General features: G+C 71.7%; 19 protein-coding genes and 1 pseudogene. 5 read left to right on the forward strand and 15 right to left on the reverse strand.

Annotated features, from left to right (window positions below; genetic code table 11):
* Nucleotides 1–7: 7 nt before the first annotated feature.
* The 6 genes and pseudogenes from IE308_RS15360 to nsdA all read right to left on the reverse strand — a co-directional run bounded on the left by IE308_RS15360 (nt 8) and on the right by nsdA (nt 9256).
* Nucleotides 8–1667, reverse strand: a pseudogene (locus IE308_RS15360) (ATP-dependent metallopeptidase FtsH/Yme1/Tma family protein).
* Complete coding sequence (gene ffh / locus IE308_RS15365; RefSeq protein WP_110631113.1) at nt 1664–3211, reverse strand: signal recognition particle protein; 1548 nt, start codon at nt 3209–3211, stop codon at nt 1664–1666. The pseudogene IE308_RS15360 and the gene ffh overlap by 4 nt, the downstream one beginning before the upstream one ends.
* Before the next feature lie 83 nt (nt 3212–3294).
* A complete protein-coding gene (locus IE308_RS15370; protein WP_190218399.1) occupies nt 3295–5739 on the reverse strand; it encodes a [protein-PII] uridylyltransferase in 2445 nt (814 codons plus the stop codon).
* A gap of 26 nt (nt 5740–5765) precedes the next feature.
* Nucleotides 5766–6104: a P-II family nitrogen regulator gene (locus IE308_RS15375; protein WP_030990174.1), complete on the reverse strand. Its 339-nt coding sequence runs from the start codon at nt 6102–6104 to the stop codon at nt 5766–5768.
* Nucleotides 6101–7441, reverse strand: coding sequence for an ammonium transporter (locus IE308_RS15380; protein ID WP_110631107.1), 1341 nt, complete (start codon nt 7439–7441; stop codon nt 6101–6103). Before IE308_RS15380 ends, IE308_RS15375 begins: the two co-directional genes overlap by 4 nt.
* Before the next feature lie 339 nt (nt 7442–7780).
* The gene (nsdA, locus tag IE308_RS15385) at nt 7781–9256 is read right to left on the reverse strand and encodes a transcriptional repressor NsdA (RefSeq protein WP_190218400.1); all 1476 of its coding nucleotides are present in this window, start codon (nt 9254–9256) and stop codon (nt 7781–7783) included.
* A gap of 436 nt (nt 9257–9692) precedes the next feature.
* Here nsdA and IE308_RS15390 point away from each other — a divergent pair, with 436 nt between their 5' ends.
* On the forward strand, nt 9693–10358 hold the full coding sequence (locus IE308_RS15390) for a bifunctional DNA primase/polymerase (RefSeq protein WP_110631101.1): 666 nt from the start codon (nt 9693–9695) through the stop codon (nt 10356–10358).
* 121 nt (nt 10359–10479) lie between these two features.
* Here IE308_RS15390 and ftsY read toward each other — a convergent pair whose 3' ends face one another.
* Complete coding sequence (gene ftsY, locus IE308_RS15395) at nt 10480–11691, reverse strand: signal recognition particle-docking protein FtsY (RefSeq protein WP_110631098.1); 1212 nt, start codon at nt 11689–11691, stop codon at nt 10480–10482.
* 169 nt (nt 11692–11860) lie between these two features.
* Here ftsY and IE308_RS15400 point away from each other — a divergent pair, with 169 nt between their 5' ends.
* Nucleotides 11861–13342: a cytosine permease gene (locus tag IE308_RS15400; RefSeq protein WP_190218401.1), complete on the forward strand. Its 1482-nt coding sequence runs from the start codon at nt 11861–11863 to the stop codon at nt 13340–13342.
* Nucleotides 13343–13482: 140 nt separating this feature from the next.
* Here IE308_RS15400 and IE308_RS15405 read toward each other — a convergent pair whose 3' ends face one another.
* The 4 genes from IE308_RS15405 to IE308_RS15420 all read right to left on the reverse strand — a co-directional run bounded on the left by IE308_RS15405 (nt 13483) and on the right by IE308_RS15420 (nt 19845).
* Nucleotides 13483–14901 carry a sugar porter family MFS transporter gene (locus tag IE308_RS15405; RefSeq protein ID WP_110631095.1) on the reverse strand — a complete coding sequence of 473 codons (1419 nt, stop codon included), beginning with the start codon at nt 14899–14901 and terminating at the stop codon, nt 13483–13485.
* A 242-nt stretch (nt 14902–15143) separates the two neighbouring features.
* The gene (gene smc / locus IE308_RS15410; RefSeq protein WP_190218402.1) at nt 15144–18764 is read right to left on the reverse strand and encodes a chromosome segregation protein SMC; all 3621 of its coding nucleotides are present in this window, start codon (nt 18762–18764) and stop codon (nt 15144–15146) included.
* A gap of 212 nt (nt 18765–18976) precedes the next feature.
* Nucleotides 18977–19180, reverse strand: a complete 204-nt coding sequence (locus IE308_RS15415) for a hypothetical protein (protein WP_110631089.1) — start codon at nt 19178–19180, stop codon at nt 18977–18979.
* A 383-nt stretch (nt 19181–19563) separates the two neighbouring features.
* Complete coding sequence (locus IE308_RS15420; protein WP_190218403.1) at nt 19564–19845, reverse strand: acylphosphatase; 282 nt, start codon at nt 19843–19845, stop codon at nt 19564–19566.
* 211 nt (nt 19846–20056) lie between these two features.
* Between IE308_RS15420 and IE308_RS15425 the strand changes: the two genes are divergently transcribed.
* Together IE308_RS15425 and IE308_RS15430 are read left to right on the forward strand one after the other, a co-directional pair.
* A complete protein-coding gene (locus tag IE308_RS15425; RefSeq protein WP_190218404.1) occupies nt 20057–21235 on the forward strand; it encodes a CAP domain-containing protein in 1179 nt (392 codons plus the stop codon).
* Nucleotides 21236–21351: 116 nt separating this feature from the next.
* Complete coding sequence (locus tag IE308_RS15430; protein ID WP_190218405.1) at nt 21352–21864, forward strand: hypothetical protein; 513 nt, start codon at nt 21352–21354, stop codon at nt 21862–21864.
* Nucleotides 21865–21871: 7 nt separating this feature from the next.
* On the opposite strand, the gene IE308_RS15435 is transcribed toward IE308_RS15430, so the two are convergent.
* On the reverse strand, nt 21872–22462 hold the full coding sequence (locus IE308_RS15435; RefSeq protein WP_190218406.1) for a flavodoxin family protein: 591 nt from the start codon (nt 22460–22462) through the stop codon (nt 21872–21874).
* A 133-nt stretch (nt 22463–22595) separates the two neighbouring features.
* Between IE308_RS15435 and IE308_RS15440 the strand changes: the two genes are divergently transcribed.
* A complete protein-coding gene (locus tag IE308_RS15440) occupies nt 22596–22997 on the forward strand; it encodes a winged helix-turn-helix transcriptional regulator (RefSeq protein ID WP_190218407.1) in 402 nt (133 codons plus the stop codon).
* On the opposite strand, the gene mutM is transcribed toward IE308_RS15440, so the two are convergent.
* The 3 genes from mutM to rpmF form a co-directional block, all read right to left on the reverse strand.
* A complete protein-coding gene (mutM, locus tag IE308_RS15445) occupies nt 22970–23830 on the reverse strand; it encodes a bifunctional DNA-formamidopyrimidine glycosylase/DNA-(apurinic or apyrimidinic site) lyase (protein WP_190218408.1) in 861 nt (286 codons plus the stop codon). The genes IE308_RS15440 and mutM overlap by 28 nt on opposite strands.
* Before the next feature lie 83 nt (nt 23831–23913).
* The gene (gene rnc, locus IE308_RS15450; RefSeq protein WP_190218409.1) at nt 23914–24714 is read right to left on the reverse strand and encodes a ribonuclease III; all 801 of its coding nucleotides are present in this window, start codon (nt 24712–24714) and stop codon (nt 23914–23916) included.
* A gap of 19 nt (nt 24715–24733) precedes the next feature.
* Nucleotides 24734–24907, reverse strand: a complete 174-nt coding sequence (rpmF, locus tag IE308_RS15455) for a 50S ribosomal protein L32 (RefSeq protein ID WP_003951102.1) — start codon at nt 24905–24907, stop codon at nt 24734–24736.

A 24907-nucleotide genomic window follows, 5' to 3' on the forward strand; every position in this document is an offset into this window, starting at 1 on the left:
AGCGCGGTCAGGCCTCGATGTCCTTCGTCAGGCGGGTCACGCCGGCGATGCGGTAGGCGTCGGCCTCCTCCAGGGTCTCCCGCTCCAGCAGCGCCTCCGCGAGGGCGTCAAGCTGTCCGCGGTGATCGGTGAGCTTGCGGCAGGCCTCCTCGTAGCAGTCGTCGACGATGCGGCGCATCTCGCCGTCGATCACGTCCAGGGTCTGCGGCGCGGCGGCGAGGCCGTACGCCTGCTGGGCGTCGTTCGGCAGGGCCGACAGGCGGCCGACGCGTTCGCTCATGCCCCAGCGGGCGACCATGCCGCGGGCGATGTTCGTGACCTGCTCCAGGTCGTTCTCCGCGCCGGTCGTCACCACGCCGAAGACGACCTGCTCGGCCGCCATGCCGCCGAGCGCGCCGATGATCCGGCCGCGCAGGTACTCCTCGGTGTACGCGTACTTGTCGGCGTCCGGCGTCGACAGCGTCACGCCCAGCGCCCGCCCGCGGGGCACGATGGTGATCTTGCGGACGGGGTCGGCGCCCGGCTGGAGCATGCCGAGCAGGGCGTGCCCGCTCTCGTGGTAGGCGGTCCGGCGCCGCTCCTCCAGCGGCATCACCAGCGCCCGCTCCGCGCCGAGCTGCACCTTCTCCAGGGCGTCGGACAGGTCGGCCTGCGTGACCTCGTCCTGCCCCCGCTTGACCGCGAGCAGCGCGGCCTCGTTGGCGAGGTTGGCCAGTTCGGCGCCGGTCATGCCCGGGGTCGTCTTCGCCGGCTGGGCGAGGTCGACGTCCCCGGCGAGCGGGATCTGCCGGGTGTGGATCCTCAGGATGGCCTCGCGGCCGCCCCGGTCGGGCGGCGAGACCTGCACGACCCGGTCTCGACTTCGCTCGACCGGGGGGACCCCCATCGCTCGCGCCGCCGCCGCGGGCCCGGCCGATGGTGTCGATCTTGTCGATGAAGATGATCGACGGGGCCGTCTTGCGGGCCTCCGCGAACAGCTCCCGCACCCGGGAGGCGCCCACGCCGACGATCATCTCGATGAACTCGGAGGCCGACGCCGAGAAGAACGGCACCCCCGCCTCCCCCGCCACCGCCCGCGCCAGCAGCGTCTTGCCGGTGCCCGGCGGCCCCGCCGGCAGCACGCCGCGCGGCATCTTCGCGCCCATGCGGCGGTAGGCGTCCGGGTTCTCCAGGAAGTCGACGACGTCGTTCAGCTCGCCCTCGACCTCGTCGATTCCGGCCACGTCGGCGAAGGTGGTGCACTTCTCAGCCCGGCCCTCATCCGCCGCGCGATGAACACCCACACCGCGATCAGCAGCAGCATCGGCGCCAGCGAGATCAGCAGATTGGCCAGAAAGCTGCGGTGCTGGACGACCGGTTCGGCGGTGACGGTCACGTTGTGCTTTTCAGGTCCGCCCAGAGCCCGTCGTCGGCGAAGGTCGGCCGTTCCGTCTTGAACTTGTGTAGGAGCCGTCGCCGTCAGGGTTCTTCTGCTCCTTCTTCAGCTGCCCCTGGATCGCGTCGCCCTTGGCGTAGATCTTGCTGACGTTGGTCATATCGGAACGGTACGACATGAATGCCGCACCAGCATGCGGATGTACGACGCCGGAGGCAGCCCCTGCAACGACGCCGGGGGCGCCCCCGTGGAGAGGGGCGCCCCCGGCGTCGGAGACGGTCGGGCCGGTCAGCCCATGAACTTCTTGAACTCGTCCGGCAGCTCGAACTCCTGCCCGCCCTGCTGCGGCAGCCCGAAGGCACCGCCCTGGGCGGCGGCCGCGCGCCGGGCGGCCTCCTCCTGCTCCTGCTGCTTGCGCTTCATCGGGTTGCCGGAGCGCTGCTTGCCCTTGGCCTTCTTCGGCTGCTTCTTGCTACGGCCGGGGCCGCCGCCCATGCCCGGGATCCCCGGCATGCCGGGCATACCGCCGCCCTGGGCCATGCGGGACATCATCTTGCGGGCCTCGAAGAACCGCTCGACGAGGTTCTTCACCGCGCTGACCTCGACACCGGAACCCTTGGCGATACGGGCGCGGCGGGAGCCGTTGATGATCGTCGGGTCCTGGCGCTCGGCCGGGGTCATCGACTTGATGATCGCGGCGGTGCGGTCGACGTCCCGCTCGTCCAGGTTCTGGATCTGGTCCTTGATCTGGCCCATGCCGGGCAGCATGCCGAGCAGCTTGCTGATGCTGCCCATCTTGCGGACCTGCTCCATCTGGGACAGGAAGTCGTCGAGGGTGAAGTCCTGGCCCTTCTTGGACGCCAGCTTGGAGGCCATCTTGGCGGCCTCTTCCTGGCTGAAGGTCTTCTCCGCCTGCTCGATCAGGGTGAGCAGGTCACCCATGTCGAGGATGCGGGAGGCCATCCGGTCCGGGTGGAAGGCGTCGAAGTCGTCGAGCTTCTCGCCGTTCGACGCGAACATGATCGGCTTACCGGTGATCTGCCGGATCGACAGGGCGGCACCACCGCGGGCGTCGCCGTCGAGCTTGGAGAGCACCACGCCGTCGAAGCCGACGCCATCGCGGAAGGCCTCCGCGGTGTTGACGGCGTCCTGACCGATCATCGCGTCGACGACGAACAGGATCTCGTCGGGGCGGACCGCGTCCCGGATGTCCGCGGCCTGCTGCATCATCTCCTGGTCGATGCCGAGACGGCCGGCGGTGTCGACGATGACGATGTCGTGGACCTTGGACCTGGCGTGGTCGATGGAGTCCTTGGCGACCTTGACCGGGTCACCGACGCCGTTGCCCGGCTCCGGCGCGTACACCGCGACGCCGGCGCGCTCGGCGACGACGCTCAGCTGGTTGACGGCGTTCGGGCGCTGGAGGTCACAGGCGACGAGCAGCGGGGAGTGGCCCTGCTCCTTGAGCCACCGGCCGAGCTTGCCCGCGAGGGTGGTCTTACCGGCACCCTGCAGACCCGCCAGCATGATGACGGTCGGCGGCTGCTTGGCGAAGCGCAGACGCCGGGTCTCGCCGCCGAGGATGGTGACGAGCTCGTCGTTGACGATCTTCAGCACCTGCTGGGCGGGGTTCAGCGCCTTGGAGACCTCGGCCCCGAGCGCACGCTCCTTGACGTTCTTGATGAACGTGCGCACGACGGGCAGCGCCACGTCCGCCTCAAGGAGGGCGATACGGATCTCGCGTGCCGTGGCGTCGATGTCCGCCTCGGAGAGCCGTCCCTTGCCGCGCAGGTTCTTGAAGGTCGCTGACAGGCGATCGGAGAGAGTGTCGAACACGGCGCTCGCGGTCCTCGGGGTCGGTGGCTGGGAAACGAATCGCCCTCCAGGGTATCCCGGCGGCACGAGTCACCGGGCCGGGCTCACCCTCGCAGCATCTCCTCCAGCTTCCGCGCCACGCTCGTCGCCTCCCCGCCCGGCAGCGGAGCGCCCTCGGGGCCGGTCACGTAGAAGGCGTCGACGGCGTTGGCGCCGAGGGTGCTGACGTGGGCGCTGCGCACCCGTACCGCCGCGTCCTCCAGGGCGCGGCCGATGCGGAACAGCAGGCCGGGGGCGTCCTGGGCGCGGACCTCGATGACCGTGGCGAGGCGGGATGCGGCCGGGTGGACGGTGACGCGGGGCGGGGGCGCGACCACGCCGCGGCGGCGCGGGTAGGCCGCGTCGCGTTCGGCGAGAGGCCCGGCGATGTCCAGGCTGCCGTCGAGGGCGCGTACGAGGTCCGCGCGCAGCCGGGCGGCCTGCGGCAGGGAGCCGTACTCGGCGGCGACCCGCCAGTCGAGCAGCAGGACGGACCCGTCCACGCCGTCCGGCAGGTCCAGCGCGCGCAGCTCGGCGGTGCGCACGGTCAGGCGGTGCATCGCCAGCACCCCGGCGACCGCGGGCAGCACGCCCGGCTGGTCGGGTACGGCGATCAGCAGTTCCACGCCGAGCGGCTCGGGTTCGCCCGAGGGCTCCTCGGAGGGCGGCTCGGTCTGGGCGCGCAGCGCCAGCACCGGCCCGCCCGTCGCGGCCGCCTCCAGGGCGAGGCGTTCCTGTTCGGCGGTGGCCGCGGCGGGCTCGGGTTCCTCGGGCGCGTCCCCGGCGAGCACGGCGGCGACCCGCCGGACCAGGTCGGCGACGAGGGAGCCGCGCCAGGAGGACCAGGCCGCGGGGCCGGTGGCGAGGGCGTCGGCCTCGGTCAGGGCGTGCAGCAGCTCCAGCGTCGACTGGGTGCCGACCGCGTCGGCGACCAGGCGGAGCGTGGCCGGGTCGTCGAGGTCGCGCCGGGTGGCGGTCTCGACGAGCAGCAGGTGGTGCCGTACCAGGGTGGACAGGACGGCCGTGTCGGCGCGGTCGAAGCCGATGCGGGCGGCGACGTCCTTGGCGATGATCTCGCCGGCCACGGAGTGGTCGCCGGGCCAGCCCTTGCCGATGTCGTGCAGCAGCGCGGCGACCAGCAGCAGGTCGGGGCGGCTGACCCGGCGGGTGAACTCGGAGGCGCGCACGGCGGTCTCGATGAGGTGCCGGTCGACGGTCCACACGTGCACGGCGTTGCGCTGCGGGCGGCAGCGGACCCGCTCCCAATCGGGCAGGAGCCGGCTGATCAGCCCCTCGGCCTCCAGCGCCTCCCAGACCTCGACGGTCGGGCGGCCGGAGCCGAGCAGGGTCACCAGCTGTTCGCGGGCCTCGGCGGGCCAGGGCGTGGGCAGGGGGCGCACGGTGCCGGCGAGGCGGCGTACGGCGTGCAGGGAGAGCGGGAGGCCGGCCTGCGCGGCGGCCGCCGCGGCGCGCAGCGGCAGCACGGGGTCGCGGTCGGGGCGCGCGGCGCGGGCGAGCACCACCTCGCCGTCCTGCTCGACGACGCCCTCGGCGAGCGGCGAGCGCTCGGCGACCGGCTTGCCGCCGCCCAGCATGGCGCGCAGCCTCGGCCGCACGGACCGCGAGCGCAGCACGCGGCCCACCTCGCGCCAGGTGACGTCGCTGGCGTAGGAGATGACCCGCGCGGCCTCGTACACCTGCCGCAGGAGGGTGTCGGCGTCGAGCAGGTCGAGTTCGGCGGCGACCTGGTCCTGTTCCTGGAGCGAGAGCCGGTCCGTGGCGCGGCCCGTGGTCAGGTGGAGGGCGTCGCGGACGTCGAGCAGCCGGCGGCGGGCGTCGTCGAGGCCCTCGCGAGGCGCGTCGGCGAGCCAGGAGGCGGCGACGGCGCGCAGCGCGGTGGCGTCCCTGAGGCCGCCCCGGGCCTCCTTCAGGTCGGGTTCCAGCAGGTACTGCAACTCGCCCTGGCGTTCGGCGCGTTCGGCGCACAGTTCCTGCAGTTCGGGCAGGCGCTTGGGGGCCTGGTTGCGCCAGTCGGCGAGGACGGCGGTGCGCAAGCCCGCGGTGAGCCCGAGGTCGCCGGCGAGGTGGCGGGCGTCGAGCAGGCCGAGCTGGACCTTCAGGTCCTCCGCGGCGGTCTTGCGGGCCTCGGCGGGGGTGCGTACCGAGTGGTCGAGGGCGAGGCCGAGGTCCCACACGGGGTACCAGAGGCGGTCGGCGAGGGCGGCGACCGCGGCGGGGTCGGAGCCGTCGTGCAGCAGGAGCAGATCGAGGTCGCTGCGCGGGCTCAGCTCGCCGCGCCCGTAGCCGCCGACGGCGATCAGGGAGGCGCCGCGCAGCTCCCCGACGCCGGCGGTGAACAGCCCGGCCAGCCAGTCGTCGGTCAGTTCGGCGAGGGCCGCACGGCGCGGCGGCCCGGACCGCGCCCCCTCGGTGAGGAGGCGCAGCCGGGCCGCCGCGTAGCCGCTGGGTCCGGAGTCCTCTGCATCGTTGCGCACGTCCGTACTCGTCACCCAGCGACTCCTGTTCTTCGAGCGTCTCAGAGCGCGTCCGGGCCGCGCTCGCCGGTCCGGACCCGTACGGCCGTCTCGACGGGGAGGGACCAGACCTTGCCGTCCCCGATCTTGCCGGTGCGGGCCGCCTTCACGATGACCTCGATCAGCTGTTCGGCGTCGTCGTCCTCGGCGAGCACCTCGATGCGGATCTTGGGGACGAGGTCGACGGTGTACTCGGCACCGCGGTAGACCTCGGTGTGGCCCCGCTGACGACCGTAGCCGCTCGCCTCGGTGACCGTCAGGCCGTGTACGCCGAAGGCCTGCAGGGCTTCCTTGATCTCGTCGAGCCGGTGGGGCTTGACGACGGCGGTGATGAGCTTCATGCGTCCACCTTCTTGGCTGCGGTGTCGGCCACGGGGGCCGGGACGGCGGTCGTGCGGGCGGCGCCACCGCCGGCCCCGCTGAAGTCGTATGCGGTCTCGGCGTGCTCGGCCTGGTCGATGCCGGCCACCTCCTCGTCCTCGGTGACGCGCATCCCGATCGTCTTGTCGAGGAGGAAGGCGAGGATCGCGGAGACGATCAGCGAGTAGGCGAGGACGGCGAAGACACCGGCGCACTGCTTCCAGAACTGGGTCAGGCCGCCGCCGTAGAACAGGCCCTCGACCTCGGACTGGCCCTTGCCGGTGGCGAAGAAGCCGATGAGCAGGGAGCCGAGGACACCGCCGACGAGGTGGACGCCGACGACGTCGAGGGAGTCGTCGTAGTTGAAGCGGTACTTCAGGCCGACGGCCATGGCGCAGACGACACCGGCGATGACACCGACGGCGATCGCGCCGAGCGGGGAGACCGCGCCGCCGGCGGGGGTGATGGCGACCAGGCCGGCGACGGCGCCGGAGGCGGCGCCCAGCGTGGTGAAGGCGCCGTGGCGGATCTTCTCGTAGGCGAGCCAGGCCAGCATGGCGGCGGCGGTGGCGACCTGCGTGTTGACGAACATCAGCGCGCCGACGCCGTCGTCGTTGCCCAGCCAGGAGCCGGCGTTGAAGCCGAACCAGCCGAACCACAGCAGGCCGGCGCCGAGCATGACCAGCGGGAGGCTGTGCGGGCGCATCGGGTCCTTCTTGAAGCCGGTGCGCTTGCCGATGACGAGGATCACGCCGAGGGCGGCGGCACCGGCGTTGATGTGCACGGCCGTACCGCCGGCGAAGTCGATCACGCCCAGCTCGAAGGCCCAGCCGCCGGTGCCCCAGACCCAGTGCGCGACCGGGAAGTAGACGAGGGTGGCCCACAGGGTGATGAACAGGGCCCAGGCGCTGAACTTCACGCGGTCGGCGAGGGCACCGCTGATCAGGGCGGGCGTGATGATGGCGAACATCAGCTGGAAGACCAGGAAGACGAAGACCGGGATGGTGTAGCCGTCCCAGAGTTCGGTCAGGCCGATGTTGCTGAGGCCGACCCAGTCGGAGTTCCAGCCGACGATGCTGCCGGAGTCGGTGCCGAAGGCGACGGAGAAGCCGTAGAGCACCCACAGGATGGTGACGATGCCCAGGCTGATGAAGCTCATCATCAGCATGTTGAGGGTGGACTTGACGCGGACCATGCCTCCGTAGAAGAAGGCCAGGCCGGGCGTCATGAGCATCACCAGGGCGGAACAGATGAGCATGAAACCTGTGTTCGCGGCGGAGAGTGTGGGCTCTGCCGCCAGCGTGATGGCTGGTGCCATCGGCGTCTCCTCGTCGTAGGTACGGCCCCGTGCGGGCGAAGCCTGAGCGGAGTGAGGGGTGGGCCGGTTATGGGCCATGAGATTGGCGCAGCGCGGTTTCGGTGGAAGCCCCTCGTTGTTTCGCCGCCGTGACGAAGGCGCCGGGCGTGTTACGCGTCGATGAACTGGCTGATGTCCGCCGAGCCGATCGTTATCGTGGCGCAACCTTCACAGTGCTGGTTCACCGTGGAGAGAAGAACCGGCCGCGGTCGGCCTTCCGATGACCTGGCATGGGGGAGCCGAGTCGGGCAGTTCGGGAGGGCCGGCCGCGGCCGGGGTGTGGGGGTCGGTCCGCGCCGGTCAGACCGCCTCGGCGGTCTCGGGCAGCTCGACGGCGAGGCGGTCGGTGAGGTCGACGACCTCGGCGAGGTCGCCGAAGTCGCGGGCGGCGGTGTCGACGGTCTTGCGGATGCGGGTGTTGACGCGCTCGGAGCGGACCTTCTTGGCGACCTTCATGGCCTGCTGTGCGTAGACGGCGCTCTGCTCGGGCTCGCGCTGGAGCAGGTGGACGGTGGCCATGCCGATCAGGTTCAGCGCGTACGACCGCTGGTGCTCCTTGTCCTGCGCGAACAGCTCCACGGCCTGCTCCATCAGCGGCTGGGCGAGGGAGGCGTAGGTGGGGCTGCGGCCGGCGACGTAGGCGAGGTCGCGGAAGGAGTGGCTGTTCTCGCCGTGCAGTTCGGCCTCGGAGAAGAAGCGGATCCAGTCGGGGTCGGGCTCGTCCCAGTCGTCGGCGTCGGCGAAGGTGTCCTCGGCCATCCGCACGGCCCGCTTGCACTTGCCGGGCTGGCCCATGTTGGCGTAGGCGCGGGCCTCCATCGCATACAGCATGGACTGGGTGCGCGGGCCGGCGCAGTCGCGGCTGCCGTACTGCGCGAGGTGGATGAGTTCCAGGGCGTCCTCGGGCCGGCCGAGGTGGATCATCTGGCGGCTCATGCTGGAGAGGATGTAGGAGCCGAGCGGCTTGTCGCCGGCCTCCTTGGCGGCGTGCAGCGCGAGCACGAAGTACTTCTGGGCGGTGGGCTGGAGGCCCACGTCGTACGACATCCAGCCGGCCAGCTCGGCCAGCTCGGCGGCGACCTTGAACAGCTTGCGGGCGGTGGTCTCGGGCTGGGGTTCCTGGAGGAGGTCGGTGACCTCGTGCAGCTGGCCGACGACGGCCTTGCGGCGCAGGCCGCCGCCGCACTGGGCGTCCCACTGACGGAACATCACGGTGGTGGACTCCAGCAGCTCCAGCTCGGGCCGGGACAGCCGGCCGCGCGCCCGGGAGGTGGGCAGGGGCTCGGCGTCGCGCACGGGCGAGGGCGGGGCGGGCACGAGCCAGCGCTGGAGGGGCTCGATGAGGGCGGGGCCCGCGGACAGGGCCAGCGAGCTCCCGAGGAAGCCGCGCCGCGCCAGCATCAGGTCGCTGCGCGAGAACTCGCTGAGCAGGGCCACCGTCTGCGGGCCCGTCCAGGGCAGGTCCACGCCGGTCGCGGAGGGGGACTGGCGTGCGGCGCGCAGGCCGAGGTCCTCGATGGAGACGACGCAGCCGAACCGCTCGGAGAACAGCTCGGACAGGATGCGCGGGATGGGTTCGCGGGGGTTCTCGCCGTCCAGCCAGCGGCGCACGCGGGAGGTGTCGGTGGAGATGTGGTTGGCGCCCAGCTGCCGGGCCCGGCGGTTCACCTGGCGGGCCAGCTCGCCCTTGGACCAGCCGCTGCGGACGAACCACGACCCCAGCAGCTCGTTGGGGCGCTTGTCAGCGTTCGTCCCGCCACCGCCGTTGCCGCCCACTGGAACGCCCCCATCCCTCAAGACCGCTTGTCGCCGAGTGCGCCAAGCCCTATCAGAATGCCGGTCTTTCCGGCGTCCGTCCGGCAGTTGTCACCCTTCGAACGGGAAGCCGACTTGCCTCCGGCATACCCACGAGCGCATGTGCCCCGGGGCTCCGTGCACTCAAAGTAATCCTACGATCACCCGTCCAGCCATGGCGATCCCGGAAACGCCACCATTCGCCACCCCTTCGAATGAACTCACCGTCGCCTCCGCGCGATTCACTTGACATAGGACAGCCGGGAGTGAGTGCAGCGGTGCAGACAGGGGCGCGCGCCACCGTCTGCACCACCGGACGTGCATCCGGACGCCGCCGACCAGGGGCGCGTCGGTGACGCACAGTGATACTCCGGGCGCGTCTCGTAACCACCGGTGCGTCGGACCCGTTGGAGGGGGCATGGGCTTCACGATCGGCAGCAGCAGCCGGGGCATCCGCGACATCCGGTCCGTCTCGCGGCGCCGCGGCCGCTCGTCCGAGTGCACCGCCGTCGCCGAGTTCACGGGCCTGTGGGGCTGGGACGTGGTCCCGGGCGCACGGGCCGCCGCCGGGGTGTGTTCCTGCGGGCGCGCGGACTGCCGGGCGCCGGGTGCGCATCCGCTCGACTTCGCGCCGGAGATCGGCGCGGGCGCGACGCTGGACCAGGTGAGCGAGGCCTGGGGCGAGTTCCCGGGCGCGGCTGTGATGCTGCCCGTCGGGCGGGCGTTCGACGTGATCGAGGTGGCGGAGCCGGCCGGGCGCCGGGCGCTGGTCCGCCTGGAGCGCATGGGCCTGCCGCTGGGGCCGGTCGCCGCCACCCCTCAGGGCCGGGCGCACTTCTTCGTCGCGCCGGGCGGCGCGGCCGACCTGCCCCGGCTGCTGTACCGGATGGGCTGGGACGACCCGGCCCTGGACCTGCGCGGCCTCGGCCCGGGTACGTACATCACGGCACCGCCCTCCGACCGCGGCGGCCTCGGCCCGGTGCGCTGGCTGCGCCCGCCGGCCCTGGACTCCGCGACGAAGCCGCCGGAGGCGCGGCTGCTGCTGGGGACGCTGGCGTACGTGGCGCACCGGTCGCGGGCCTGAGCGCCGTACCCGCGGCACACAAGGCGAAGCCCCGTCCCCCACTGCACCTGGGGGGCGGGGCTTCTCGCCGAGCCGGCGGAGCCGGCAGCACCTAGGAACGTTCCTACGTGGTCAGGCGGCCTCAGTCGCCGATCAGGGCGTCCACGAACGCCTCCGGCTCGAACGGCGCCAGATCGTCCGCGCCCTCGCCGAGTCCGACGAGCTTGACCGGCACGCCCAGCTCGCGCTGGACGGCGACGACGATGCCGCCCTTGGCGGTGCCGTCGAGCTTGGTCAGCACGATGCCGGTGATGTCGACGACCTCGGCGAACACGCGCGCCTGGACAAGGCCGTTCTGGCCGGTGGTGGCGTCGAGGACGAGCAGCACCTCGTCGAGCGGGGCGTGCTTCTCCACCACGCGCTTGACCTTGCCCAGCTCGTCCATGAGGCCGGTCTTGGTGTGCAGCCGTCCGGCGGTGTCGATGAGCACGACGTCGCAGCCCATCTCCTTGCCCTCCTTGACCGCGTCGAAGGCGACGGAGGCGGGGTCGCCGCCCTCCGGGCCGCGCACGGTGTGGGCGCCGACCCGCTCGCCCCAGGTCTGCAGCTGGTCGGCGGCGGCGGCGCGGAAGGTGTCGGCGGCGCCGAGGACGACGGTGCGGCCGTCGGCCACCAGGACGCGGGCGAGCTTGCCGGTGGTGGTGGTCTTGCCGGTGCCGTTGACGCCGACGACCATCACGATGCCGGGCTTGCTGGTCTCGGGCTCGGTGTGGACCGTGCGGTCCATGTCCTGGCCGACCAGGGTGAGCAGCTCCTCGCGCAGCAGGCCGCGCAGCTCCTCGGGGGTGCGGGTGCCGAGCACCTTGACGCGCTCGCGCAGCCGCTCGACCAGCTCCTGGGTGGGCTGCACGCCGACGTCGGCGGTGAGCAGCGTGTCCTCGATCTCCTCCCAGGTGTCCTCGTCGAGGTGTTCCCGGGACAGGAGGTTCAGCAGGCCCTTGCCCAGGGCGTTCTGCGAGCGGGAGAGCCGGGCGCGCAGGCGCACCAGGCGGCCCTCGGTGGGCTCCGGGATCTCGATCTCCGGGGCCTCGGCCAGTTCTTCGGCGGGCGGCTCCTCGACCACGACGGGAGCCGGGCCGCCCGGAAGATCCACCTCCTCTATCGTGCGCCGCGGTTCCTCCCGCGGCGTCTCGGCCTCGTCGCCGACGTGCGGCTCGGCCGGAGGGGCGGTGATGTCGGGCGCTGCGGGCGGCGGCGGGGGCAGCGGCTTCTTGCGCCGGCTGCCGACGATGAGCCCGCCGAGCGCGCCGAGCACGACCACGGCGATGACTACAGCAAGGATGACGGTTTCCATAACGCGTCCAGTATCGGCCATGGGGGCCGCCGCACCCTGCTTGTGGCTTCCTCCGAGAGACAAACACCCCCGGACGGCAGGAGTCGGGCCAAAGTACAGTGGCCCGGGCTCCGTCAACGCGCGTAGAGTCCCGACGTCCCTTTGTCCCCCACCGCAAGGCATGTTCTTCATGAGCAAGACCGCCGAGACCGAAGGCGCTCTCGAGACCCGCGGCATCGAACAGGTACCGGACCACGAGCGCACGGCGAGAACCCGCGAGCTGTTCCCCACCTGGGTCGGCGCCAACATCAGCGTGCTGCTGCTGACCATGGGCGCGAGCCTGGTCGTGGCGTACCACCTGAACATCTGGCAGGCGCTGGTCGTCGCCGTCGTCGCGCCCGTCGTGTCGTACGGCCTGGTCGGGCTGATCGGCATCGCCGGCAAGCGGGGCGGCGCACCCGGCATGGCGCTGTCGCGGGCCGTGTTCGGCCAGCGCGGCAACCTGCTGCCCGGTTCGCTGATCTGGGTCGCCCGCTGGGGCTGGGAGACGATCAACGCGGTGACCGGCGCCTATGCCATGCTCACCATCCTGGACATCGTGCTCGGCGTCCGCGCGAACAGCGTGCTGGACATGGTGATGCTGCTGGCGTTCGTCGTGGCGACCTTCGCGATCTCCGGGCTCGGCATCAACGCCGTGCAGAAGTGCAACAAGTACGCGACCTACCTCTTCGGCGCGTTCTCGGTGCTGGTCCTCGGCTACCTGGCGGTGAACACCGACTGGTCGGAGGTGCTGGACCACTCCGCGGGCTCCACGGCCGCGGTGATCACCGGCATCGGCATGATCGCGGCGGGCGGCGTCAGCTGGATCCCGTCCGCGCCGGACTTCACCCGCTATCTGCCGCGTACGGCGTCCTCGAAGGCGATCGTGGGTACGGCCGTGGGCGGCGCCGGAGTCGTGGTCCTGCCCATGGTCCTCATGGGCGCGGTGATGGCGGTCGCCACGCCGGACCTGGCCTCGGCCGCCGACCCGGTCTCCTTCCTCGGCGAGATCCTGCCGACCTGGATCGCGGTGCCGTACCTGCTGATCGCCCTGATCGGCATGCTGCTGATCAACGCGATGTCCATGTACTCGGCGGGCTTCACCGCGCAGACGCTGGGCTTCAAGGTGCCGCGGCACTGGGCGGTGTCGGTGAACGCCGTGATCTCGCTGGTGTTCGGCGGGGTGCTGATGCTGGTGGCGACGAGCTTCATGGGCTCGTTCATCGCCTTCCTGTCGCTGCTCGCGGTGGCGTTCTCCGCGTGGGTCGGCGTCTTCGGCGCGGACATGCTGCGGCGCACGGAGTACGACGGTGCGGCGATGGCCGACACCACGCGCACCAGCGCCTACTGGTACCGGGGCGGCTTCTCCCCCGCCGCGGTGGCCGCCTGGGCCGCCGGCCTGGCCGGAGGGCTGCTGTTCACCACGTCGGACTGGTTCACGGGCCCGCTGGCGAAGAACAACGTCATCGGCGAGTACGGCCTCGGCTGGGTCGCCACGATCGTGATCTCCGGCCTGCTGTACCTGGCTCTGCCGAAGCCGGCGGTGCCGGAGCCGGCGGCGCGCCCGGCCGAGGCCACCGAGACGGAGACGGACGCGGACGCGGACGCGGAGCGGGTGACGGCCGGGGCCTGACCCGGACCCGCCTTCGCCGCCCGGACGCACACCGCCCCGGCCCGGATGATCCGGGCCGGGGCGGTGTGTCTTACGGGTGTCGAGGAGCGGGCAGCGGGGACTTGGCCCCCTCCTCGAGTCTGCGGGCCTCGGTGCGAGGCTCAGCCCATCTCCTCCAGGGCCTTGCCCTTCGTCTCCTTCACGAACTTCAGGACGAACGGGACGGAGAGCGCGGCGAAGACCGTGTAGATCACGTAGGTGGCGGACAGGTTCCAGTCGGCCAGCGACGGGAAGCTCGCGGTGATGGCCCAGTTGGCGATCCACTGCGCGGCGGCGGCCACGCCCAGGGCGGCGGCGCGGAGCCGGTTGGGGAACATCTCGCCGAGCATGACCCAGACGACCACACCCCAGGACAGGGCGAAGAAGAGCACGAAGATGTGGGCCGCGATCAGCGCGGTCCAGCCCTGCGTGGCCGGCAGCTTGCCGTCGACCAGGTCGTAGGAGAAGGCCCAGGCCTCCAGCGCGAGACCGACCACCATGCCGACGGAGCCGATGATGGCGAGCGGGCGGCGGCCGATCCGGTCCACGAAGATCATCGCGATGACGGTGCCGACGATGTTGATGATCGACGTGGTGAAGGAGTAGAAGAACGAGTCCGTCGGGTCGACGCCGACCGACTGCCACAGCGTCGAGGAGTAGTAGAACGCGACGTTGATGCCGACGAACTGCTGGAAGACCGACAGGCCGATGCCCACCCAGACGATCGGCTTGAAGAAGAAGCCGCCGCCGAGCAGGTCCTTGAACGTGGACTTGTGCTCGCTCTTCATCGCCAGCTCGATCTCGGTGACGCGGGCGTCGAGGTCGATGCCCTTGCCCTCGACCTCTTCGAGGATCTGGCGGGCGCGGTCGCGCTTGCCGACGGAGATCAGGAAGCGGGGCGACTCGGGGATGGCGAAGGAGAGCAGCCCGTACAGGACGGCCGGGACCACCATGACGCCGAGCATGACCTGCCAGGCCTCCAGGCCCATCAGCTTGCCGCGCTGGTCACCGCCTGCGGCGTTCAGCAGACCCCAGTTGACCAGCTGCGAGACGGCGATGCCGACGACGATCGCGGCCTGCTGGAAGGAGCCGAGCCGGCCGCGGTAGGCGGGCGGGGCCACCTCGGCGATGTAGGCGGGGCCGATCACGGAGGCCATGCCGATGGCGAAGCCGCCGACGACGCGCCAGAAGGCGAGGTCCCACAGCGCGAAGGGCAGGGCCGAGCCGACGGCGCTGATGGTGAACAGGACGGCGGCGATCTGCATGCAGCGGATACGGCCGATGCGGTCGGCGATGCGGCCGGCGGTGGCGGCGCCGATGGCACAGCCGATCAGGGCGATCGCGATGACCTGGGCGAGCGCCGCGGACCCGACGTCGTAGCGGTCGCGGATCGCCTCGACGGCGCCGTTGATCACGGAACTGTCGTAGCCGAAGAGGAAACCGCCCATGGCGGCCGCCGCCGCGATGAAGATGACGTGCCCGAGATGATCGGGATGAGCCGTCCTGGCTCCTGACTTTGGTGCCTGCGCAGTGCTGGTCACGTGTACTCCTCGGGCCACCGGCAACGCTGCCGGGTGGGGGTCTGCCCTTCCAGGTACCAGTGGGGCATACATGTACGCCGCTCACACCTGAAGGTAAAAGCAACGTTGCAGACCCTATGCCTTCAAGTTTCGAAGTCAAGGGGTGAGATCGAATCGATTTGAGCCGACGGCGCGTCAGCCTTGTGTTCAGTATTTGAAGCCACTCAGAGACGCAGGTGAAACAGGTGTAGACCGCACCGAAGTCAGCGCAGACGCTGCGAGATGACCTTCGACACACCGTCGCCCTGCATGGACACGCCATAGAGCGCGTCGGCGACCTCCATCGTCCGCTTCTGGTGCGTGATCACGATGAGCTGCGAGGCCTCCTGCAGCTCCTGCATGATCCGGATCAGCCGCTGGAGGTTGGTGTCGTCCAGCGCCGCCTCGACCTCGTCCATGACGTAGAACGGGCTCGGCCGGGCCTTGAAGATCGACACCAGCAGCGCCACGGCCGTCAGCGACCGCTCCCCGCCGGAGAGCAGGCTGAGCCGCTTGACCTTCTTCCCCGGCGGCCGGGCCTCGACGTCCACGCCCGTGGTCAGCATGTTGTCGGGGTCGGTCAGCACGAGCCGTCCCTCGCCGCCCGGGAAGAGCCGGCTGAAGACGCCCTCGAACTCGCGGGCGGTGTCCCGGTAGGCCTCCGTGAACACCTGCTCGACGCGCTCGTCGACCTCCTTGACGACCTGGAGCAGGTCGGCGCGGGTCTTCTTCAGGTCCTCCAGCTGCTCGCTGAGGAACTTGTGCCGCTCCTCCAGCGCCGCGAACTCCTCCAGCGCGAGCGGATTGACCTTGCCGAGCTGCTGGTACGCCCGCTCCGCCGCCTTGAGCCGCTTCTCCTGTTCGGCCCGGACGAAGGGCCGCGGCCGGTTGCGCGGGTGCTCCGGATCCTCCGGCAGCTGCTCGCCCTCGGCGGGGGGCGAGGGCGGCACGAGCTGGTGCGGGCCGTACTCGGACACGAGCCCCGCCGGTTCCACACCGAGTTCCTCCAGCGCCTTGGTCTCCAGCTGCTCGATGCGCAGCCGCTTCTCGGCGCCGAGTACCTCGCCCCGGTGGACTGAATCCGTCAACTTGTCGAGTTCCGCCTTCAGTTCGCGCCCCTGGGCGCGGGCGGCGGCCAGCTCCTGCTCGCGGCGGGCCTTGGCGGCCTCCGCGGCGGCGCGTTCCTGCTCGGCGCGGGCGAGGGAGACCTCGACGTGCGCCAGCAGCCGGCGGGCACCGGAGGCGACGGCCTCGGCGACGGCCGCCTCGTGGCGCAGCCGCGCCCGCCGCTGCTCGGCACGCGCGCGTGCCTCGCGTTCCGCGCGGGCGGCCCGGTCGAGCGAGTCGGCGCGTCCGGCCAGCGCCTTGACGCGTTCCTCGTGGGTACGGACCTGGAGGCGGGCCTCCATCTCGGTCTGCCGGGCGTTGGCACCGTCGGCGGCGAGCCGGTCCCGTACGGAGGTGTCGGGCTCCTCCTCGACCGGCGTCTCCTCGGCGACCGCGAGCCGCTCGGCGAGTTCCTCGACCTCCTCCAGCGCCTTCTCCAGCGCCTCCTGGGCGCGGGCGGCGGCGGCCGCGGACCGCTCGGCCTCCCCGGCGGCACCGCGCGCCTGCCCGGCGAGCCGGCCGAGCTGCTGGGCCACGGCGGACTTCTCCCGGTCGGCGGCACGCCGGCGCTCGCCGAGCTCCTCCACGAGGGCGGCGGCCCCGGTACGGCGCTCGGCCGCCGTCTGCTGGGCCTGTGCGAGTTCCTCGCAGCGCACCGCCAGCTCCTCCAGCTCGGCGGCGGCCTCGTCCACGGAGGCCTGCACCTCCAGCAGGCTGGGGGCGCCCGCGGAGCCGCCGTGGGCGAAGTGGGCGCCGAGGAGGTCGCCCTCGGCGGTGACGGCGGTGAGGTGGGGGTGGGCGTAGACGAGGTCTTCGGCGTCCTCAAGGGTGCCGACGACGACGATTCCTTGCAGGAGGCGGTGGATGGCGGGCATGAGGTCGGCGGGGGCGCGGACGAAGCTCGCGGCGGAGGGTGCCGGTAGTTCGTCGTCTGCGGGTGCGTCGTGGCTTGTCGCGCCCACGCGGCGGGAGCCGCATGTCGAACACAGCCCCGCGCCCCTGCTCGGCGTTGCTGCCGGGGCGCCTGACAGGATCAGGGACGCCCTGCCGCCGTCCTGCTTGCGCAGAAGCCGCAACGCCTCCGCCGCCGCGGCCGGGGTCTCCACCGCGATCGCGTCCGCCGCCGCGCCGAAAGCGGCGGCGAGCGGGACCTCGTAGCCGGGGGTGATGCTCAGGTGCTCGGCGACCGGCCCGAGGATCCCCGTCAGCCGGTCCCGCGCCCCCAGCAGTATCCCCGTGCCGTCCTTCCGCCGCAGGCCCAGTGCCAGCGCCTCGTGGCGCGCCTGGGTCGCCGCCCGCTTGCGTTCCGCCGCCGTGGCCGCCTCCCGTGCGGCGGTCAGCGCGGCCTCGGCCTCGGCGAGCTGCCGCTTGGCCGTCTCGTGCTGTTCGGCGAGTTCGGCGTCGTCGGCGTCGAGACCGTCGACCTCGGCCTTGAGGGCCTCGTACTCCTCCTGCGCGGTGACGGCGCGCTGCTGTGCCTCGTCGCGGGCGGCGGCGAGGCGGTCGATCTCGGCCTGCGCGGAGGCGGCGCGGGAGCGGGCCGCGTTCACCTGGCCGCTGAGGCGGGCGAGGCCCTCGCGGCGGTCGGCGATGGCCCGGGCGACGTCCCTGAGCCGCCGTTCCTCGGCGGCCAGCTCGCGTTCCAGCTCGGCGCGGTGGGCGATCGTGTCGTCGAGGGCGCGCTGCGCGGCCTCCAGGGCCGCCTCCAGCTCGGCCTCCTGCTCGCGGACGCGGGCGGCCTCGCGCTCCAGGTCCTCGGGGTCGCGGCCGCGCCGCTCGTCCACCGGTGCCTGGGTCGCGCTCTTCACGCGCGCGTCGGCCAGCGAGATCGTGCCGCGCACGCGTTCGGCGAGCTGGGACAGCTCGTACCAGGTCTGCTGGGCGCGGGTGAGGCGCGGAGTGAGCTGCCGTACCTCGTCCTCCAGCAGGGCCTCGCGCTGGAGGGCCTTCTTCAGCTCCTGCTCGGCGCTGTCCTTGCGGGCCTTCAGCGCGGCCTCGTCGGCGATCTCGGCCTTGAGCGCCTCCCGGAGCCGTACGAGATCGTCGGCGAGCAGGCGCAGCCGGGCGTCGCGCAGGTCGGCCTGGATGACGGCGGCGCGGCGGGCGACGGCGGCCTGGCGGCCGAGGGGCTTGAGCTGGCGGCGCAGCTCGTCGGTGAGGTCCTGCACGCGCGCGAGGTTGGCCTGCATCGCGTCCAGCTTGCGCAGCGCCTTCTCCTTGCGCTTGCGGTGCTTGAGGACGCCCGCGGCCTCCTCGATGAAGGCGCGCCGTCCCATGGGGTCGGCGTGCAGGACGGAGTCGAGCTGGCCCTGGCCGACGATGACGTGCATCTCGCGGCCGATGCCGGAGTCGGACAGCAGTTCCTGGATGTCGAGCAGGCGGCAGGTGTCGCCGTTGATCTGGTACTCGCTGCCGCCGTTGCGGAACATGATCCGCGTGATGGTGACCTCGGCGTACTCGATGGGCAGGGCCCCGTCGGAGTTGTCGATGGTCAGGGACACCTCGGCGCGGCCCAGCGGGGGGCGGCCGGTGGTGCCGGCGAAGATGACGTCCTCCATCTTGCCGCCGCGCAGCGACTTGGCGCCCTGCTCCCCCATGACCCAGCTGAGCGCGTCCACGACGTTCGACTTGCCGGAGCCGTTGGGGCCGACGACACAGGTGATGCCCGGCTCGAACCGCAGTGTGGTCGCCGAGGCGAACGACTTGAACCCGCGGAGGGTCAGGGCCTTGAGGTGCACGCCGCTGGACTCTACCTTCCGGGATTGTCTCGCTCCATGAACGCGCGGTTTCGCCGGTGAACGCGCAGGGCACACCAGACGTTAAGAGGCTGAAAGGATGCGTGGGGGAAAGAAAGAAGGGACGCCGAAGCGTCCCTTGCAACTCTGAGAACTAGCGGTTGTACGGGCAGCCCAACCACTGCGAATGCTGTTGTGGAGCGGTGATGCAGTGATCAGGTGAGCGCAGGCTCCGCCTGGTTCGCGTCGATGCTCTCCATGATCCTGTCGTGAGAAGCGGCAGCCTGCAGTGCGTCGTTCTCCGCCTGGATCCGTCCGAGCTCGGATTCCAGGTCCTGGACGCGCTGCTGGAGCCGTCGCATCTCGGCGAGGAGTCGAGGGTCGGAGCCGCCGACGTAACCGAGAAGCGCCTTTGCCATGATGGATGGTCCTCCACACTGAGTGACCGACCGAAGCGGTGGTGGGTCGTGAGGGATTCGCACCCGCGGTTGCTTGGCAGGCCTGGAGTTGTGCTGCCGTTCAGCCATGCCAAACAGCTAGGTGCGCGGGGTGCTTTCAGCGTCTCACCAAAAAGTTTGACGGTCAACACGATCACGCCCCGTATTGACGGGCAACCCTGTGCGGACGGCGGAAAAACGGCGGCGTCGCGGCTTCTGCGGGGCCCTGGGGGCGTGGCGATCATCCTTGCGTGCGGCGTCCGGCGATGCAAGCGGTTCGCGGCAACGACCTGCTTCTTTCTCCCGGCGCGTGGCGCCCGGCACGCGCCCCTCGGCCGCCGGGCGGTGCGCCGGGGGCGGCCGGGTCAGCGGATGGCGAAGCCGTCGTAGCCGCCCCGGGGTGTGTCCCAGATCTCGGTGACGCCGTCCACGCGTCCGGGCGTGTCGCCGCCCTCGAGCCAGTCGAGGAGGGTCTGGCAGCCGCTGCGGGGGCCCTCGGCGACGACCTGCACCCGTCCGTCGCCCAAATTGAGAGCAAAACCACTCAGGCCACCGATCTCCAGCGCCTTCGCCCTGGTGAACCAGCGGAAACCCACACCTTGGACGCGTCCGCGCACCCAGGCGACCAGCCGTACATCCTCGCTCATGACTGCAACCTAACCGGCCAATGTCACTCGGGACACTTCCTCCCCGGGCGCCATGCGGTACCGTCCCGACGCAATGCATCTCATATGAAACTCACTCGATCGAGTGAGTCTGATCGGAGCCGGGCCGGGGGGACGTGCTCGGAACGATCAGTCGACCACACAGACCCGGGTCGGGCTCGGGTCGACCGCAAGGGACGAGGAAGGCCAGGACATGGGACGCCACCGACGCTCTGCCGCCGGCCGCGCCGCCACGGGCCGCGCCACGGGGGTCACGCACACGGACAGCTCCTGGACGGACAGCCGCATCCCGGGGGACTCGTACGGGGCCGGGGACGCCCCGATGGGCATCGCGCCCTATCTCCGTCCGGAGGCGTACGCCGAGGCCTATGCGAAGAGCCAGGAGTACCTCTTCGCCACGGACGAGCACCGGGCCGGCGCCGGGACCGGGGCTGAGTCCGGGGCCTTCGAGGCGTCCGCCGCGGACACGGCCGTACTGCCCTCGGAGGGCTTCGCGCCCGACGGCGGCGGGCCGCGGTCCAGCTCGCACCGGCGCCGCAGGAAGAAGGCGGTGACGCCGGTGCGCACGGGGCTGCTCGGCGTCTCGGCGGCCGTCGCCATCGGTACGGTCGCCGTCGCCTCGGGCGTGGTGCCGGGTCTGGACAACTACCGGCTCGGCGGCGGCAGCGGCCCCGGCGACAAGGTCCAGGCGGCCGACACCCCGACGAACTCGGCGAGCGAGCAGGGCGGGGTGGCCGGCACCGCCGACGACCGCGCCGGCGTACCGGGATCCGCCAGCCGCAGCGGTGAGCGGTCCTCGTCCCCGTCGGCGTCGCAGACGCCGTCCCCGACGGCCTCCACGGCGTCCCCGACGCCGACCAAGACGCCGTCGCAGAAGCCGACGACGGCCACGCCGAGCGAGAAGCCGACCGAGCGGGCGACGCCGAAGCCGAAGCCGACGCCGTCCCAGTCGGAGGAGCGGCAGCGGACGTCCGCGCCGGTGACGGTGTCCGCGGAGGCCGCCGCCGAGGCGGAGGTGCTGCGACTCGTCAACGAGGAGCGGGCGAAGGTCGGCTGCAGCCCGGTCTCCGCGAACAGCGGGCTGACCCAGCTGGCCGAGGCGTTCAGCCAGGACATGGCGGCGCGGAACTTCTTCGACCACACCGACCCCGACGGCCGGACCCCGTGGGACCGGGCCGCGAAGGCCGGCATCACCGACCTCGGCGGCGAGAACATAGCCCGCGGCCAGGCGGACGCGGCGGCGGTGATGGAGGCCTGGATGAACAGCCCCGGCCACCGTGCCAACATCCTCAACTGCGACTTCAAGACCCTGGGCGTCGGCGTGCACTTGGGCGCGGGCGGACCCTGGTGGACGCAGGACTTCGGGTACTAGGGCGTGTCCGCAAAGTCGCGTCGTCCGCCCGGAGGGCGGGCCGAGCGGCGTCCGGTGCGTGCTCTCGCCGTGCCGGACGGGCGCCCGCGTACTGGTTGTACGCGGGCGACCGGCCGGTGCGGCGAGAGGGCGTGCCGGGCGTCGGGCGGCAGACGGGACTTTGCGGACACGCCCTAGGACAGCCCCCGCAGGTCGGTGACGTCCTGCGGGTCAGCTGCCCGTTCACCGAGGCGCGGGTCGTGCGGGTGACGCGGGACGAGATCTCGGTCGAGTGGCCGTGGGGCCGGATCGACCCGCGGTCGGCTCTCCGCTGGAACGGCCGGCGCGCGATCCCCCGCGCCACGCCGCCCGGCACATGGGGCGGCCTCTTCCAGGTCGCCCCGGGCGATGAACCCCTGCGGCCGGGCGGTGTGTGCCGGGTCGGCATCCCCGAGACACTCGTCCGGGTCGTCGACACCGGCCACTACGACCCCCCACTGGACGTGGGCTGGCTACCGCGCCCCCACACCCTCCTCATCGTCGCCCCGGCCGAGAGCACCTGGACGGACGAGGACGACGAGACCGACACCATCGAGGTGGAGTCGGCCGCGCCCCTGGTCATCGAGCGCGGCCCTTCGACCGGCCGGTGACGCCAGGTCAGGCGGCCAGCGACGTACGGCCAGCGGTGAACGTCCGCGCCGTCTCCGTGACGCGGCGGCCCAGGTGTTCCGCCGTCGCGATGTCGGACTTGTGGACCGCTTCGGGGCCCTCGTCGACGTTGGTCTGGGCGGCCGCGCCGGCGAAGACGCCGAGGCGGTTGAGGTCGTGCTCCGAGCCGGCGCTGTTGTTCCAGCCCGGGTGCAGGCCGAGGTTGACCCAGTGCATGCCGTGCTGCGCGGCGAGGATCTGGAAGAACTGCAGGGTGTGCAGCTTGTCGCCGCTCTTGGAGCCGGAGTTGGTGAAGCCGGCCGCGAGCTTGTCCTTCCAGTCCTGGCCGAACCAGCGCTTCGAGGACGCCTCGGCGAAGACGTGGAAGGCGCCCGACGCGGTGCCCATGTAGGTGGGCGAGCCGAAGACGATCGCGTCGGCGCGGTCCAGCAGCGCCCACTGCTCGTCGGTGATCTCGTCGACCTTGATCAGGTGCACCTCGGCGCCCGCGTCCACGGCGCCGTCCCGGACGGCCTCGGCGAGGACGGCGGTGTGGCCGTAGCCGGAGTGGTAGGCGATGGCGACGACAGGGGTGGTCACGACAGGACTCCTCAGGGGACTGGGACAGGGTGTCGCCGTTGAGCCGCAGCTCATCGGCGATGACAAAAGGAAAGCACTAACTTCTGGTTAGTGCAACCTGTCGGTTAGCGCTGCCCTGGCGTACGCTGGGGGTATGACCACCACGCAGGAGCGCACACCGGAGCAGGACCTCCCGTACAACGTGTTCGCCAAGGCCTGCCCGTCGCGCGGCACGCTGGAGCACGTCACGGGCCGCTGGGGCGCGCTGACGCTCGGCGCGCTGCACGAGGGCTCGCTGCGGTTCAACGAGCTGCGGCGCCGGGTGGACGGCGTGAGCGAGAAGATGCTCTCCCAGACGCTGCACGCGCTGGAGCGCGACGGTCTGGTGCACCGCGATGCCCAGCCGACCAACCCGCCCCGCGTGGACTACGAACTCACCCCGCTGGGCCACCAGGTCGCCGAGCGGCTGCTGTCCCTCATCCACTTCGTGGAGGGCAGCATGGACGACGTCCTCGCCGCCCGGGAGCGCTACGACACCACGCGCGGCGGCCGCTGACAGCGCGGGCAGAAGTAGCTGGAGCGGTTCATCCACGGGCGGCGGCGCATCGGCGTGCCGCAGCGCCGGCACGGCAGCCCCTCGCGCCCGTACGCGTCGAGCGAGCGGTCGAAGTAGCCCGACTCGCCGTTGACGTTGACGTACAGGCTGTCGAAGCTGGTGCCGCCGACGGCCAGGGCCGCGTTCATCACGTCCCGGACGTGCCCGAGGAGTTCCAGCGTGCGCGGGCGGGTGAAGCCGGCGGTGGGGCGGTCGTAGTGGATGCGGGCGCGCCACAGCGCCTCGTCCGCGTAGATGTTGCCCACCCCGCTGATCAGCGACTGGTCCAGCAGCGCCCGCTTGATGGTGGTCTTCTTGCGGCGCAGCGCCCGGTGGAAGGCGTCCTCGTCGAACAGCGGGTCGAGGGGGTCGCGGGCGATGTGCGCGATGACGTCGGGCAGCCCGTCGACGGTCGTGTCGTGCAGCGACAGCCCGCCGAAGGTGCGCTGGTCGACGAAGCGGAGTTCGGTGGCGAGGTCGTCGGCGAACCGGACGCGGATCCGCAGGTGCTTCTCGTCCGGCGCCCCGTGCGGCTGCACCAGCAGCTGACCGCTCATACCGAGGTGCGCGAGGACCGCCTGCCCGCTGTCCTCGAGCGGCAGCCACAGGTATTTGCCGCGCCGGCTGGGCGTGCCGACTCGGTGCCCCTTGAGCCGCTGCGCGAAGTCGTCCGCGCCGGCCACATGGCGGCGCACGGCACGCGGATGCAGCACCTCGGCGTCGGCGACGGTCCGGTGGGCGACCCACCGCTCAAGACCCCGCCGTACGACCTCGACCTCGGGCAACTCGGGCATGTACTCCCCCACGGCGGGCTGGTCGACGAGACGAGCGCCCGTCCCGCGGTCGGGACGGGCGCTCGGCCGGTACTGCTGTCAGGTCAGGCGGAGGCGGGAGCCTCGTCGGCGCCCTCGGTCTCGGCTGCCTCGGCGGCGGCCTTGGCCGCTGCCTTGGCGCGTTCGTCCGCGGCGGCACGGATGGCCCGCCAGGCGGACTCCGCGGCCTGCTGCTCCGCCTCCTTCTTGCTGCGGCCGGTGCCGGTGCCGTACGAGACGCCTCCGACGCGGGCGGCAGCAGTGAAGGTCTTCTCGTGATCGGGGCCGGTCTCCGTGACCAGGTACTCGGGGACGCCGAGCCCCTCGGTCGCGGTCAGCTCCTGGAGGGACGTCTTCCAGTCCAGGCCGGCTCCGAGGTTGGAGGACTTTTCGATCAGGGGGTCGAACAGGCGGTGCACCAGCTCCGCCGCCGAGTCCAGGCCCTGGTCGAGGTAGACCGCGCCGATCACCGCTTCGAGGGTGTCGGCGAGGATGGATGCCTTGTCCCGGCCGCCCGTGCCCTCTTCACCCCGGCCCAGCCGGATGAAGGAGCCCAGGTCGAGGCCACGACCGACCTCCGCCAGCGCACGCGAGTTGACCACCGCGGCCCGCAGCTTGGCCAGCTGGCCTTCGGGCAGGTCGGGGTGGGTGCGGTACAGCGTGTCCGTGACGACGAGACCGAGGACGGAGTCACCGAGGAACTCCAGCCGCTCGTTCGTCGGCAGACCGCCGTTCTCGTACGCGTACGAGCGGTGGGTCAGTGCTCGCACCAGAAGGGCGGACTCGACCTTGTAGCCGAGCCGCCCTTCCAGAAGCGTGTGGGACGAGGCCTGGTTGTCCGCAGAGGTTTTCTTCGGCGTGGACACAGTGCCTCTCACCAGCCGCTCAGACCTCGAGGACCTGGCGCTTGTTGTAGGTGCCGCACGACGGGCACGCGATGTGCTGCTGCTTGGGCTCGTGGCAGCGCTCGCACGCGACCAGGGTGGGGACCGCAGCCTTCCACTGCGACCGGCGGTGGCGCGTGTTGCTGCGCGACATCTTCCGCTTCGGAACAGCCAC

Source organism: Streptomyces griseosporeus (assembly GCF_014656055.1).
Taxonomy (GTDB): Bacteria; Actinomycetota; Actinomycetes; order Streptomycetales; family Streptomycetaceae; genus Streptomyces; species Streptomyces griseosporeus.

What these genes read in the sequence shown, in the direction of transcription:
- ftsY (WP_110631098.1), bottom strand. Translation starts at nt 11,691, where the DNA reads ATGGAAACCGTCATCCTTGCTGTAGTCATCGCCGTGGTCGTGCTCGGC.
- IE308_RS15440 (WP_190218407.1), top strand. Translation starts at nt 22,596, where the DNA reads ATGACCACCACGCAGGAGCGCACACCGGAGCAGGACCTCCCGTACAAC.
- IE308_RS15425 (WP_190218404.1), top strand. Translation starts at nt 20,057, where the DNA reads ATGGGACGCCACCGACGCTCTGCCGCCGGCCGCGCCGCCACGGGCCGC.
- IE308_RS15415 (WP_110631089.1), bottom strand. Translation starts at nt 19,180, where the DNA reads ATGGCAAAGGCGCTTCTCGGTTACGTCGGCGGCTCCGACCCTCGACTC.
- mutM (WP_190218408.1), bottom strand. Translation starts at nt 23,830, where the DNA reads ATGCCCGAGTTGCCCGAGGTCGAGGTCGTACGGCGGGGTCTTGAGCGG.
- IE308_RS15380 (WP_110631107.1), bottom strand. Translation starts at nt 7,441, where the DNA reads ATGGCACCAGCCATCACGCTGGCGGCAGAGCCCACACTCTCCGCCGCG.
- IE308_RS15375 (WP_030990174.1), bottom strand. Translation starts at nt 6,104, where the DNA reads ATGAAGCTCATCACCGCCGTCGTCAAGCCCCACCGGCTCGACGAGATC.
- IE308_RS15420 (WP_190218403.1), bottom strand. Translation starts at nt 19,845, where the DNA reads ATGAGCGAGGATGTACGGCTGGTCGCCTGGGTGCGCGGACGCGTCCAA.
- IE308_RS15390 (WP_110631101.1), top strand. Translation starts at nt 9,693, where the DNA reads ATGGGCTTCACGATCGGCAGCAGCAGCCGGGGCATCCGCGACATCCGG.
- IE308_RS15400 (WP_190218401.1), top strand. Translation starts at nt 11,861, where the DNA reads ATGAGCAAGACCGCCGAGACCGAAGGCGCTCTCGAGACCCGCGGCATC.